General features: G+C 34.7%; 14 protein-coding genes and 1 tRNA gene. 10 read left to right on the top strand and 5 right to left on the bottom strand.

All coding sequences use genetic code 11. The features are described 5' to 3' along the window. Positions 1–3: 3 nt before the first annotated feature. Positions 4–1713, bottom strand: coding sequence for a hypothetical protein (locus ACMAYL_RS02485; protein WP_103217401.1), 1710 nt, complete (start codon positions 1711–1713; stop codon positions 4–6). Between the two features lie 283 nt (positions 1714–1996). Between ACMAYL_RS02485 and ACMAYL_RS02480 the strand changes: the two genes are divergently transcribed. The 8 genes from ACMAYL_RS02480 to ACMAYL_RS02445 all read left to right on the top strand — a co-directional run bounded on the left by ACMAYL_RS02480 (position 1997) and on the right by ACMAYL_RS02445 (position 7126). Next, a complete protein-coding gene (locus ACMAYL_RS02480; protein ID WP_021266755.1) occupies positions 1997–2302 on the top strand; it encodes an HU family DNA-binding protein in 306 nt (101 codons plus the stop codon). 130 nt (positions 2303–2432) lie between these two features. Next, positions 2433–2509: transfer RNA gene (locus tag ACMAYL_RS02475), tRNA-Cys, on the top strand. A gap of 444 nt (positions 2510–2953) precedes the next feature. Further along, the gene (locus ACMAYL_RS02470; RefSeq protein ID WP_412470690.1) at positions 2954–3814 is read left to right on the top strand and encodes a hypothetical protein; all 861 of its coding nucleotides are present in this window, start codon (positions 2954–2956) and stop codon (positions 3812–3814) included. 389 nt (positions 3815–4203) lie between these two features. Further along, positions 4204–5061, top strand: coding sequence for a hypothetical protein (locus tag ACMAYL_RS02465; protein ID WP_412470689.1), 858 nt, complete (start codon positions 4204–4206; stop codon positions 5059–5061). A gap of 28 nt (positions 5062–5089) precedes the next feature. After that, positions 5090–5494, top strand: a complete 405-nt coding sequence (locus ACMAYL_RS02460) for a hypothetical protein (RefSeq protein ID WP_412470688.1) — start codon at positions 5090–5092, stop codon at positions 5492–5494. Continuing rightward, entirely contained in the window at positions 5491–5868 is a 378-nt protein-coding gene (locus ACMAYL_RS02455; RefSeq protein WP_412470687.1) for a hypothetical protein, read from the top strand. The genes ACMAYL_RS02460 and ACMAYL_RS02455 overlap by 4 nt, the downstream gene beginning before the upstream one ends. Positions 5869–6265: 397 nt before the next feature. Continuing rightward, positions 6266–6715: a universal stress protein gene (locus ACMAYL_RS02450; protein WP_103217396.1), complete on the top strand. Its 450-nt coding sequence runs from the start codon at positions 6266–6268 to the stop codon at positions 6713–6715. A 9-nt stretch (positions 6716–6724) separates the two neighbouring features. Further along, complete coding sequence (locus ACMAYL_RS02445; RefSeq protein ID WP_412470686.1) at positions 6725–7126, top strand: cytochrome c; 402 nt, start codon at positions 6725–6727, stop codon at positions 7124–7126. 41 nt (positions 7127–7167) lie between these two features. On the opposite strand, the gene ACMAYL_RS02440 is transcribed toward ACMAYL_RS02445, so the two are convergent. The 3 genes from ACMAYL_RS02440 to ACMAYL_RS02430 form a co-directional block, all read right to left on the bottom strand. Beyond that, the gene (locus ACMAYL_RS02440) at positions 7168–7962 is read right to left on the bottom strand and encodes a hypothetical protein (RefSeq protein WP_103217394.1); all 795 of its coding nucleotides are present in this window, start codon (positions 7960–7962) and stop codon (positions 7168–7170) included. Positions 7963–8125: 163 nt separating this feature from the next. Next, positions 8126–9232, bottom strand: coding sequence for a hypothetical protein (locus tag ACMAYL_RS02435; protein ID WP_412470685.1), 1107 nt, complete (start codon positions 9230–9232; stop codon positions 8126–8128). A gap of 8 nt (positions 9233–9240) precedes the next feature. Next, positions 9241–9804: a hypothetical protein gene (locus tag ACMAYL_RS02430; RefSeq protein ID WP_392991746.1), complete on the bottom strand. Its 564-nt coding sequence runs from the start codon at positions 9802–9804 to the stop codon at positions 9241–9243. 152 nt (positions 9805–9956) lie between these two features. On the opposite strand from ACMAYL_RS02430, the gene ACMAYL_RS02425 reads away from it, so the two are divergent. Next, positions 9957–11324, top strand: a complete 1368-nt coding sequence (locus ACMAYL_RS02425) for a serine hydrolase domain-containing protein (protein WP_412471059.1) — start codon at positions 9957–9959, stop codon at positions 11322–11324. Here the strand turns inward: ACMAYL_RS02425 and ACMAYL_RS02420 are convergent. Beyond that, positions 11317–11817: a TlpA disulfide reductase family protein gene (locus ACMAYL_RS02420; RefSeq protein ID WP_412470684.1), complete on the bottom strand. Its 501-nt coding sequence runs from the start codon at positions 11815–11817 to the stop codon at positions 11317–11319. The genes ACMAYL_RS02425 and ACMAYL_RS02420 overlap by 8 nt on opposite strands. Before the next feature lie 227 nt (positions 11818–12044). Here ACMAYL_RS02420 and ACMAYL_RS02415 point away from each other — a divergent pair, with 227 nt between their 5' ends. Next, entirely contained in the window at positions 12045–13409 is a 1365-nt protein-coding gene (locus ACMAYL_RS02415) for a sensor histidine kinase (RefSeq protein ID WP_412470683.1), read from the top strand. The last annotated feature ends 11 nt before the right edge of the window (positions 13410–13420 follow it).

The raw sequence follows: 13420 nt of genomic DNA, 5'->3' as shown, positions 1-13420 counted from the left end.
TTTCTAATTACTACTTGTTACTGGAATACAGCCCATCTTACGATCAAGTGGTTTGATCGTCGTAGGAATTGATGTCGTGTAACCACTACTTGCTAACTCACTTGAGTGCATTACCTGATAAAGCTTCTGGTACCCACGTTTTTGAACGTATGGTGCATCTTCATCCGCTGGCCAGTAGAAGTAAGTTGGTTGCGACTGAGTATCACTTGTAGGCTTGTAGTGAATTCCATCATTAGTTAAATGAAACCAGATTTTTTTCAGCTGTCCTTCTCTAATAAACATAACGTCAGCTGGCTTAATCTCTTGCTTATTACCATCACCAAGATCTATTACTTCACGAGGGCCTTTGGCAAAGTAGAGGCCTTCTGTTGGCGTTCCAATAATTTCACCAAGGGCCTTAAATTCAATATTTGTTGAATTGTATTCAGTATATCCTGGACAAATTGCGCGTCCACTATTGTCAGTAAAGAATGGAATCATAGCAAGCCCAGATTGAATTAGCCCTGACTCAGCTCCTGAACAGGCTTCAGGGAAGCCTCCGTCTTCAACGCTAACATTTGGTGCCACACATGTCTCAAGAGGTGCAAAGTATGATTTAGTCCCGCTAACGTTGGCGCCCATTTCAATCATGCGATCTTTAATTAGGAAATCAACCTTGCGGTTTTCACCATCTGCAATAAAGCGCACATCATTTATATCCCACAGAGAAAAGTGATCAGGCACTAGCTCTAAACGTGGAAATTGTGGAGCATCATCGTTTTGCCCTGTCTTAATATAGTCGTGACAAAAGATTGTATCTGAAACACCTGGTGGAAGATATGGAGTCGGGTAGTCAACAGGCATGTAGAAGTGTTTTCTAACAGTATCTAAGTAGATTTGATCTCTTGGATCGTAGTTAGAGCTTGTGGCCGTCGCACGAATCATACAAGTGTATTGTGAGATAAGTTTTATCTTAAGATTACCTTCGTATTCGTCATCATCACCTGGCTCAAATAATTTGAACTGCTCGTAATCACTTTTTGCATTCTCAACACCACTTCCAGTTTCTTCAATATGAAAAGTATAAGCTTCACCAAAGTTTACTGTTGTGGCCTCAAGATTTGCTTCAAAAATATTTGTTCCTTGATAAGTCTTAAGATCGGCCGTGTAACGGCGTCCATCAATATCTGTTGCAACTAATTTACATGAAGGTGGATTTTGAGCACCATTTTCAATTGAGTTGTTACAAAAACCAAAGAGGTTTTGTAGTTTAGAGTCGTCTTTAATTTTTGGCCCAACTGTCACTGTTCCGTATAGGGTAGCAACTGTGGCCGTCTTTTCCTGGCAAGTAGCTGCACATGAAGCACCACTTGTTACCGAGGCAACTTTTTGATTCTTACAAATACAAAAGTCGTCATCAATGAATACAGAGTCACTTGGACGAGCAATCACTTCTGGTGCTGTAATACAAACACCTGCAGAGGCTTCAATATTTTCTCGAGTAAAGTCATCAAGGGTTTCATCGGCCAGAATTTCTTCTAATTGCGCTTCGTCTGCAACGACTTCTCCTTCACCACATGAACTTGCACATACATTTCCTTCGTTCAAAAGAAAGAATAGATCTTCACAAGTATCGATATTATTGACGTCGTCAAAGAATCCATCTGGACGCGCAACCTGTGGAACACAGGAAGATGTGATAAATAAGAATACAATTAAATATATTACCTTCATTGGCCTATTTCCTTAATTTTCTACTTACTTAATCGCCAGTTTTCGTTGACTTCTTTAATTTTAGGTTAATTTCTTACATTTCATTGAAATTCTGTAAAAATAAACGTAATTTTAAGTAGTTATACTGTTAGGAAATAAAATCTAGTGTATAATGATAGTAAAGTTTTTGTGGCACAATAAATATTCCTAATGTTTTTAGCGACTTGGACGATAAGTGAGGTAACTAAAAATCATAGGATTGAGTTTGTGCTCGAAAGAGTTCTCATATCGAGAGGAGATTAAAATGACAAAAGCAGATTTAATTGCAGCAATCGAAAAGCAAGCAAATGTAACGCACAAGCAGGCCGAGACTGTTGTTAATATTTGTTTTGATGACATGATCAATGCTTTATTCAATGATGAAAGAATCGAAATCAGAGGTTTTGGATCTTTCGCCAATCGTAATTATAAAGCGTACGAAGGTCGTAACCCAAAGACTGGTAAGGTAGTAAAAGTACCACCAAAAAAGGTTCCATTTTTCAAAGTTGGTAAAGAGCTAAGAGAAATGGTTGATGAGGGGAAAGACAAGTACGTTATCCGCGAAGCTTAACGGCCACGCATCCTGTTTTTTTAATACTTAAGTATAGGCCTGCCGCATCAGCGGCAGGTCAATATTTTTAAGCATTTAAATTGACTTATTAAAAAATATCCATATTATAGGAAATCTAAAATCATTCTGCGGACGGGTGCTAGAGTGGTCTAATAGGGCAGTTTGCAAAACTGTTTTTCACCGGTTCAAATCCGGTCTCGTCCTCCAAATTCAAAAAGAAAAACCCAGGCTTGTCCTGGGTTTTCTTTTTTAACCTGAAGATAAGCTCGATTTAAACATGTATTCTCCCGGTTTGGGAGGCGTTAAATACCACGACGGTATTTAATGCCGAACTATCCAGCGACGACCAGGATGGGAGGAGTCGGGCAAATCTTATGCATAGAAACTAACCCATACCTATCTCTATTGATCAAAATAAAATTTAGTGAACAAGTTCATTTTTTGTATATAATTATATTACGTTGCTACTCAAACGATTTGTGCTGGTTTAGCTGCATTACCGATACCATAGGAAGATGCCTTCATGACATTTCTTATTTTAACTTTACTATATTTTACAGTTTTAAGATCTAACCCTAGCTTCCGCTAATATTTCTGGTTCAGCTTTAGTATTTGGTAATGCAGTTTTAAAAGGAAAGAAGAAGGTTTATCGTGAAAAACTTATTCATTATCAAGAATAGTATTTTAATTTTTATATTATCTTTTTTTGTTTCAATCGCTGTCTACTCTCAGGATGGGATTTATTACGATGCGTATAAGATTGAATATCGTGGTAAGCTAAAAGAAGAAATAAAGAAGCGTGTAAAAGACTTTGAAGCAAAAGTAAAAGAAATCAATCGAAACTATGTTTCAATTGTATCTAAGTGCGATAATTTAAAAGGTAAAGATTTTCGTAGGTGCGTTTATGAGCAAAGAGGTTTGTTCAAGAAAAAGTATGGGGGGAATCCCATTGAACTTGAGAGGAAGCTAAGATTTAAGGAACAGTTTATCAGCGTGGCTTCAATATATAGTGATTCAATAAAAAAAATAAAAGTTGCAGGCATTGGAGTTCTATTAAGGATAAATTCAAGAAGCATTCCAGGCGAAATAGTAAAAATGCTGGCATTTAAGTCAACATCTTCTAGTGTCATATCTGAAATTCCGTTTAAGTATTCTCCATTTGCTAAAGACTTTCGTAACAACAGGATAAAACTTTTTCATAAAGACGATCTTTGGTTAGATGTAGATGAAGCCAAAGATTTAATTGTTTTTGATAAAAATATTTTTAAAATGACAAAAAGTGATCTTGATAAGAAGTTTTCTTTAATTGGTAGATTTGTTGATTGTAGCAATGGTGTTGGTTGTGATGATTATTGTAAAATTGATAAAATCGAGGATGGCTTTTTAACATATACTGGAGAGTTTCATGGTGAAAGATATAGCTATGAAGTAAAAACTGTCAAAATCAAATTCGAAGATATTCTTACTGAAGATGGGACTGTAAGTTGTTCAGTCCGAGAGAAGAGTGAGTAAAAAAATTACTCTCAGCAGGGAGGTTTGAATGAATAAATTAATAATAGTCAGTTTAGTTGCTTGTTTATGCTCTAGCGTGTACGGACGTGATGATTTGTATGGAGCTTTTGAGCAACTATCTCAAGAAATATAAACTGATGAAAATATGTCTTAATTAAAAACTATAAAGTGTAACAAAACTCTTTTCATTTTTTTCATAAGTGATTAAGGGCCCTACTCGCCAGGAGCAGACGCAAAAGTTTTTGGAAGAGCAAGAATTCAACAACATGCAAGAGTAAATGGTAATGCTAAAGTATATGGCAATTCTCTTGTGAAGGGAGTCGCTAATATTTCTGGTTCAGCTTTAGTATTTGGTAATGCAGTTTTAAAAGGAAAGAAGAAGGTTTATCGTGAAAAACTTATTCATTATCAAGAATAGTATTTTAATTTTTATATTATCTTTTTTTGTTTCAATCGCTGTCTACTCTCAGGATGGGATTTACTATGGAGCCTATAAGATTGAATATCGTGGTAAGCTAAAAGAAGAAATAAATAAGCGTACAAAAGATTTTGAAAATAAAATAGAGGGCATTACACGGGACTTTGTTGCGCTTGTCTCTAAATGTGATAATTCAAAAAAAGAGGATCGTGACAAGTGTAATTATGAACAAAGAGTCCTGTTCGAGAAAAAATATGGAGGTAATACCCATGAACTTAAGAAGAAACTAAAGTTTAAAGAACAGTTTATTAGTGTGGCTCCAGTTTATAAATATCCAAATAAAAATGAACAAATTGCAGATATTGGAGTTTTATTGAGAAAGCACTCAAGAAGTTCTCCTGGTAAAATTTCAAGAAGATTAGCAATAAAGTTAACATCTTCTAGTATCATATCTGAAGTTCCGTTTAAGTATTCTCCATTTGCAAAAGACTTTCGTAACAATAGAATAAAGCTTTTTCATAAAGACGATCTTTGGTTGGATGTGGATGAAGCTAAAGACTTGGTTGTTCTTGATAAAAGTGTCTTCAAAATGACAAAAAATGAGCTCGATAAGAAGTATCCTTTAGTTGGAAGACTCGTTCATTGCTCAAATGGAATTAGCTGTGATACGAGTTGTACTATAAAGAAAATTGAAAATGGTGTCATTACGTATTCTGGGGAATTTTCTGGTGAAAGGGATACTTATAGCACAGAAACTATCAAGATTAAGTTACAGGAGGTTCTATATGATGATGGAACTCTACATTGTAATGTCTATGAAGGTGAGTAATCACAAGCTATGAGTAAAGTCGGCTATTGTGGGAGCTCTCTTAGGATGTGCGACAGGTGGATTATCTTCTCCTTCATGTAAACCAAAGAAGCCAAAATTTCCAGGATACGGGTCTCCATATGATCCTGACAATCCAAAAGAGGATGAAGACCCGAATACGCCTATTGTCCCAGACACTCCTGACTTCGGGCCAGATGTTCCTGATAAGCCAGAAGATGGGCCGACTAATCCGGATAAACCAGACGACGAACCGAAGCCTTCAAACAACCCGATTGAGAACCCTGTATGTGAAGGAGATAATTGCATAGATACTAGAAATAGAGATTTAATTAATAATACGAGAGATGGAAACTATAATTTGTATACAATACCGGCTAATATACGTTTAAAGCCTAATGATATACAAAATGATATTAATAAGGGGTCATTTTGATTACTAAACTTAAGAATAAAAATTTTATTCAAAACTTATTATTGTACATTATTTTAGCTTTGACCTTATTTATATTAAATATAAATGTATATGAGCAATATTGGATTTATATTAGTCTCTTATTTTTATCGACATTTATTTATGTTGTTATACCTTTTCCATTTGAGAAGGAGAGAGTATTTATTTCTATTGGTGACGCCTTCTCGCGAAGGAGTATATTAATTTTTGTATATGCTATTTCAGTTAGTTTGATATTTACGTATTATAAAAAAGGCGAATTTGATTATTTAGAGGCATTCTATTACTTTTTACTTTTTGCTTATTGGCCAATATTTTATGCACCTATTAAAGATGATAGTAGTGGTAAAAATTGATGAATTTTCATCACGTAGGGCCGTGCTTACATGTGTTTAATTGAATACTTAACTTATTGATATATTGTAGAATCTATCGAATCCTCCAAATTCAAAAAGAAAAACCCAGGCTTGTCCTGGGTTTTCTTTTTTAACCTGAAGATAAGCTCGATTTAAACATGTATTCTCCCGGTTTGGGAGGCGTTAAATACCACGACGGTATTTAATGCCGAACTATCCAGCGACGACCAGGATGGGAGGAGTCGGGCAAATCCTTCGTATACCAGCTAACGGAAGTACTCAGCTTCAAGTTTTATTAATAAAGATTAAGATCTTCTTATCTATAATGTGACGTATGTCATATTCGAGTACTATTGTATAAAGAGATAATATCGATATCAGAACAAAGGGAGGTTCCATGAGTAAGCTAATGATTTGTGTTGATATAACTGATGAGTCTATCAATGCCTATAAGAATCAATTAAAGGATTTCGACTGGAATCGCTGGGATGAAGTTCATCTAGTGCACGGTTTTGAAACACTAGTCTATGCAGATACTTTCTATTTTGCTTCTTATCCGCTTGAAGGACAGATGGGTGATATTGAAAAGTCTGTTTCAGATCTCTTACTGGGTCTTTCTAATCAAATTGTTTCTGAAGATTATAAGGGAAAGGTCTTTGGTAAATGTCTCTTTGCTAGTTCTGCAAAGGTTGCACTAAAGGAATATGCTGAAGATAATAAAATTGATGAAATGATCATTGAAACTAGAGGGAAGCACGGAATCTCAGCACTATTTTCCAGCTCGTTTGCGGAATACATGGTAGGCCATGCCCCTTGTCGTCTCATGATTTTACGTGAAGTTAAATAAGAGGTGATTGTGAGGAATTTTATATTACTTTTTATTCTATTTTTAGCTTACTCATCATGCTCAAGCGTTAACACTGAATCACGTCAGTATTATGAAGATAAGAGCATGAGGCATGGAGTTGTTCCAGTGGCAGAGAGTGAAAATAAAACACCTGTGACTCGTATTTATAGTGCCGAATCAGTTCTTAGGGGCAGGCGTATTTATATGAATAAGTGTTCTCAGTGTCATGGTGAAAATGGAAGGGGTGTTGAAAAAGTTGATCTTCAAAAATTATCTAAAGAAATCCCTAACTTTAATTTCTACTTATTGGTTTCTAGTTATAAACAGAAGATGCCTGGTTGGAAGAATGTCTTAACTGAAAAAGAAATTAAAGATCTTGAGAATTATATCTATTCGCTTGCTAAGAAATAAGAAAGGCCCCAGTTTAAACAGGGGCCAATATATTAGTTTAATTATCTATTTGAGTGACCTTGGTGTCTAGGACGATAACCTAGGTCCTTAAATTCTTCTTTTAATGCTTTTTTTAGTTTCTTCTTATCGATTACTTGTCCAAAAGTCGTATAATCAAAGTAAGTGTAACGGTATAAAAACCATTCTTTGTATTCTTGTGTTAAAACTGAATCAACACCATCAATTGTTAGAAGATCCATCCAATTAAGCTTAACTCCTACCTCGACACTTTTTCTTTCAAGTTCTCTAAGTCCTGCTTCTGATATTTTGTGAACTCTATCTCTAAAGCCTTGCTCATTACAAAGACTTCCATCTTCATCCATCTTAGTAAGAATAGACATTAAGTCTTCATTTGAAACATGCTTATAGGCCGGAAGATAATTCTTAATTAACCATAGATCTCTTGTGTTACCTGAAAGTACACTGTAGAGACGACTACTTAATTTAAGTTGGCGCTTGTGATCAATACCTGAAATCCCATTCTTATCTTTATTTCCATTTTCCATCACGAGTACAATTCCCGCAAATATTGGAGCAAGAATTGGTAATCCTGCACCTATTGCTACACCAATAATTGAACCCGGGATATAGGCAGCAAATCCACAATAAATAAGATTCTCTTTTAAGTTCTTCTGCTTTGAGAAGCACTCTTTAATCATCTCTCCAGGTATTTTTGATGGGAGATAGCTTGTAGACTTTGTTCTAATTTGAATATCTCTTGCGAGTTCATTTTTACAGTTAAAGGCAAAAGTTTGAGTTGCCAGTAGTAGTGATAAAGTAAGTGCTAATTTTTTCATTTCTCGTCTCCATTTTTATTTTTTTTGTTATGGAGGCAAGGTAATGGATATCAGAATTTATCTCATTTACATGAGGTGACGTTTTTAAAAATCATGAATTTATTTCTTACTTAATGGTGGTGGTAAGAGCTAAGTTGTTAGAAATACATTTGTTACAATTAACTCATTCAACACGATGGCGCTTTCTCTTCTTGTTTCTGTCTGTCATTTCAAAATCAAGCTGTATCCATTTAGTAATTGTATCGAATAGGCTGATTGTCTCTTTTACATCCAGATTATTTGGGAAGTGAAAAGGATATTTTTTCTCTAATGAAACTTCATTTCCTAGGGGCATTTTTGAATCATTCAAATATTGCCATGTAAGGTACTCTAGAATCTCTGCATCTCCATCAAAATAGATATGCTCCCATGTCGTCTTTATTTCTTGATTGGCAACTTGAGCAATGTCCAGATCAGATAGAGTAAGGCCTGCTTTATTAAAGTAATAATTAAGCTTTTCTTCTTCTAACCAGTATCTTTTTGATTGAATTATTCTAAAGAGCGCATCCAATTCAGTATGTGTTAAGGCATCTCTTAGATCATTGTATATGGATAGAGTATGGTGCCTTGCAAATAATTGTCCAAGGCGCATATTTGGCCTGTGATCGGCCTGCGAGTGTTCTCTGTGGTCAAAGTATTCTTTTGTGGCAACTCTATATGGAAATGGTGCACCTTCGCGCTTTATCTTTCTTCTTACTGCCTCGCCGCGAGGCTCTGAGCTCTTTAAAAAGTTACTCAGATATTTACGATCTCTGATATTCATTAAGTCATTTCGTTGGCCAACAAAACCGTTCCATGTTGGATATTCTCCCCACAATGGCCTTGGACGCTGCCCGTGGCACTCAAGGCACTTGGCTTGATTTATGAGCCACTTTTTGTTTTTAAGGTCTAAGACAAGAAGCTCATAGCGGAGCTCTTCTTGATTCCAAGCGATGGCCTCAATCGAATCTTCTTCGTGTTGATCTGCTTCAAATGTTGAAAAGGTAATAACAAATGAATTTTTCTCATTCCAAATCACAGGCCTTAGCTTATTTGGTGCTGCTGGTAGTAGCGCCCCTGACTTATAGGCCAATGTCATATTTTGATAGTCTTCCTCCGGGATACTTTCAATAACTTGTGTAAGTGTTTGAAAGTCATTTGATTTGACCCAGTTGAGAAAAGCATCTTTGTCGAGGACCGTGGCCCTCGACATTGATGTGATAAATATCGTTAGAATGATATATTTAAGCATTGTGACTACTATCTTCTGTCATTGTAAGAATCGTAATCAAAGTTTTCAAAAAGTACGTCAATTTCTTCTGGTGTCCCGTAACGAACTTCAGATTTAATACTACAACGAACATCGTAGCTCGTTTCGTTATTGTATACTGAAGCAATTTTTAGCGTTCCTCTTAGGTCATAGTTTTCCCAAGTTGGGTTGTAGAGGTGAGCATCTAAGCTTGAAGCAATTAGACTCAGTGTCGAAGAATTGTCGACCGACTGATGTCTTAGTTCTAGAAGATATCCTGTTTTTGTTAGATTAGTTAATGGATCGACAAAGTTCTTACTTTCGAATTTGTAGTCAATTTTTTCAAGTGCTTTACCATCAATTGAAATTTCGTTAAATAGAGATTCTCCAGATACATCTGAGTACACTTTTTTAACGATAAGTTTTTTGTTGAAATTTCTGTCGTGACAAGAAGTTATCGTTTCGACAACTGTGTTAATGTCTTCGCCATAGTAATCATCGTATCCGTCATAAGATGCGAATGAAGTGTTAGAAGTAAATACAAGTGAAATAAGTAGAAGTAGGGAATTCTTCATTAGGTTCTCCAAGAAAAAAGTTTTGCTTGGAGAATTATTTAGTACGGATTTCTAAGCAGTCTGTCAAATTTAAAATGAGAAAGAAAGCTATTTATTATCTTCGTTTTATATAATTATAAATATTTAGATTAGAGTTTAATATTTAAAGATCAATAATTTTAGACCGATATAGTGTTTGCATTACAATTTCAATAGAGGTCTTCATAAAAGTAATTCTTTTTGTCACTTTTATTTTTTGTCTATCATGTCAATTTGGTCAGGAGTCTAATATTAATACTGAAAAATTAGATAAGTTTTTTGCTGTTTTAGAAAATAAGAAAGTAGTTTCAGGAAGTGCTATATTAGTAAAAGATGGTAAGTCCATTTATAATAAAAATTATAATTTTGATAAAAATAATAAGAATCCTATTTATCGCATAGGTTCTGTTTCGAAAATATATACTGCTACAATTATTCTAAAGTTAGAGGAAGAGGGGAAATTAAAGCTTTCAGATAAGCTTTCTCTCTATTATCCAAAGATAGATAAGGCAGATAAGATCACTATTGAGGACTTGCTTCGCCATCGTACCGGTATTCCAAATATGACAGATCTTGCTGATTACAAGGAATACTCTCAAACTCCCCAATCTGAAAGTCAGATGATGGAGCGTTTCTATCGCTATCAGTTGGAGTTTATGCCTGGTGAAAAGTATGAGTATTCAAATACTGGTTATGTCATCTTAAGCTATATTGCTCAAAAGGCAGGAAATGATACTTATGCAAACTTACTAACTAGTTATATTGTTAATCCTCTTTCTTTGCAGGAGACCTTTGTCTATGATGCTAAAAGTCGTCGATCTAATGAAGTCACTAGTTACTTCAAAAGAGCTAACTGGGAAGAAGCAACCAATACTCATCAGAATGTTCCTCTTGGTGCTGGTGCCATTGCTTCCACACCACTAGAAGTTGCAACATTTCTTAGAGGATTATTTAGAGAAAAAATAATCAATTCAAGCTCTCTTAAGAAAATGAAAGAATTTATCGGCGAGGGAGAGTATGGATTAGGTTTAATGAAGTTTCCATATGCTGACAAATACTTCTTTGGACATACAGGTGGAGTCGATGGTTATGCATCTATCGCCGCCTATAATATTGAAGATGATATTGCTATGGTAAACCTAACAAATGCCTTGTCATTTAATTTTAACGATATGTCTCTTGCTCTTTTGGCCGGATTTTATGGCGACGATTTTGATATTCCTGTCATTCAAGAGTCAATCTTAGTTAAGAAAGAAATACTTGATCAGTATAATGGAACATACGGAAGTAATGATTTTCCAATTAAGCTTACTTTTAGAAATGAAGATGGAGTTCTTCTAGGGGAAGCATCAAGTGATGCTCAAAATGAGATCCCTTTTGAAGCATTTTCTAATACGATATTTAAGTTTCAGCGTGCTCATATCAAACTTGAATTCAAAGATAATGGAGAGATCCTTATCTTTACACAAGGAGAGGAATTCACTTTAAAGAAGCTTAATTAGTTAGAAATTTTTCTGCTTCATAGATTCCAAGAAAGCTTATTCCTGTTGAGAAGGACTTAACTATTCCTTTATCTAAGAAAACTGTTGTTGGTGTAACCTGTATTCCTAAATCATAACCTAGATCATTATCTTCAATAAAAGTGAAAGGATATGGACTTTTCTTTAGGTATTTTCTTATTTTTTCAGTACTTTCAAATGGGTTGATAGCATAGATCGAATCCTTTGCAATTTTACCATTTTCGACAGATTTTTTTAATCGTAGCATTTCAAGCTTACATGGAGCACATGTTGTCATCCAATAAAACGCTACTACTTTATTTTGTGGAGGAAATTCTAAAGCCTTCGAATTAAGCTCAATTGTCTTTACAGTTCTTGTTTGGATCTTTCTTTCTTTAATTTTAAAACTATTCGCAATTATCGGGGCCTGCTTTACGATAAACACTCCCAAAGCAATGACAAGTGCGATATTTTGGAGGGAAAAGTACTTCTTCATTCAAATCATTCCTAACTCTAGATTCCATCTATTGTATCATTTAAGCGCTCAGTCATACAATACTGCACAAGTAGGTACGTGATAGAGGGATAAATAATATGCCTTTATTAGCAACAAAAATTCTGTGCAGTAACCATTTGTTTGATGATTCAAATCTAAGTGAATTATTTTACATGGGTTGATTCTTAATCTATCATTTAGATGATTAATTTATAAAGGTAGTGGATTTGTTAATTAACGCTAATATATTTAAAAAGAAGTTGTTTCTAGCGTCAGTTCTGATGTTTATTCTTCTTGGTATTAGCTGTGCTTATTACTTCTCTAGTAAAAACCGTAAGGCCGTAGTTGAGTTAAATCAGAGAATTGACCTCTTCGTTTCTGTCGTCGGCAATTTTGGATATAATGGCCTTATTCATAATTTTAAAAACTATGTAAATCGATCTAATGAAGCATATTACAAAAAAGCTGTCATAAAATTTAATGAAATCGAAGAAGCTTATCTTCGTTCAAAAGATTATAAACTATCCGATACAGAAAGAGAGTCTCTCGAAAATTTATTTTCAACAGCACAAGAATATCGTAACAATCTTGAAATTTTAAAAAATAGTGACAAGAACCTTTCTGCCGAAGAAAGGGATTATCTGGTACGTGTTGATGACACACAGGCCGATTTAGCGGCCAAGGAAGTTATTCGCATATTGGAGAGTAAAGAGGTTCAGCTTAATAATATTTCACAGGATATCTCTCGATTTAGTGTTATTGCGATTGTACTTCTTATTTTTGCAATGGCGTCGATGTACTATTTCGATTTATTGGCACTGGATCGAACAAATAAGAAACTTACTCAAACAAATGAAGAGCTTCTTCAGTTCTCTTACCGTACATCTCATGACCTGAGATCACCTTTGACAACAATAAGTATTTTATCAGATTTGATCATAAGAAGTATTGAAACTAACAGGTTTAACGAAAAAGACGTTAAACTTAAGGTTGAAAAGATTAGAAGTCGTGTTAATCATTTGGCCGAGCTGATATCAAGTCTTTTAGAACTGGCACGCCTAGACGTATCAACACATCCTAATGAAGAACTTGATTTTGAGACAATGATTTCTGATATCGTAATTTCAAATGAATACTTAATAGAGAAGAATAATATTCGTTTTTCAACTGATGTCGACCTATCTCGTGGGCACTCTTCCCAAAGAGTTAGAGTATTTCAAATTTTAAGTAATATCATTATCAATGCAGTTAAGTATTATGATGTTAAAAAAGATGTTCCATTTGTAAATGTTGAAATTCATGATGATATTGATAATCTCTATATCACAGTCGCAGACAATGGGGTTGGAATACCATGTGAAAGTAAGTCTCAAGTCTATGAGCAATTTGTTCGTTTCAATGAGGATAAGTCAATAGGTACTGGTATAGGAATGTATATTGTTAAAAAATCTGTTGATTACTTAAGTGGAACTATTGATTTTACTTCTTCTGATCAAGGTACTACTTTTAAGGTAATTATTCCGACTTCTTTGGTGGCAACGACAAATAATGAATACATTGCTCAAGACAATACAAGTACAATGATACATTAATATTATATATT

Origin of the sequence: Halobacteriovorax sp. RT-2-4 (genome assembly GCF_047085445.1) — a bacterium.
Taxonomy (GTDB): domain Bacteria; phylum Bdellovibrionota; class Bacteriovoracia; order Bacteriovoracales; family Bacteriovoracaceae; genus Halobacteriovorax_A.
The sequence above is the reverse complement of the archived record's forward strand: the minus strand, read 5'-3'. Positions and strand labels throughout refer to the sequence as shown.

Bases quoted from the DNA above. Each gene is read 5' to 3' on its own strand.
- ACMAYL_RS02485 (WP_103217401.1), bottom strand. From the start codon at position 1,713: ATGAAGGTAATATATTTAATTGTATTCTTATTTATCACATCTTCCTGT.
- ACMAYL_RS02480 (WP_021266755.1), top strand. From the start codon at position 1,997: ATGACAAAAGCAGATTTAATTGCAGCAATCGAAAAGCAAGCAAATGTA.
- ACMAYL_RS02450 (WP_103217396.1), top strand. From the start codon at position 6,266: ATGAGTAAGCTAATGATTTGTGTTGATATAACTGATGAGTCTATCAAT.
- ACMAYL_RS02440 (WP_103217394.1), bottom strand. From the start codon at position 7,962: ATGAAAAAATTAGCACTTACTTTATCACTACTACTGGCAACTCAAACT.
- ACMAYL_RS02435 (WP_412470685.1), bottom strand. From the start codon at position 9,232: ATGCTTAAATATATCATTCTAACGATATTTATCACATCAATGTCGAGG.
- ACMAYL_RS02430 (WP_392991746.1), bottom strand. From the start codon at position 9,804: ATGAAGAATTCCCTACTTCTACTTATTTCACTTGTATTTACTTCTAAC.
- ACMAYL_RS02420 (WP_412470684.1), bottom strand. From the start codon at position 11,817: ATGAAGAAGTACTTTTCCCTCCAAAATATCGCACTTGTCATTGCTTTG.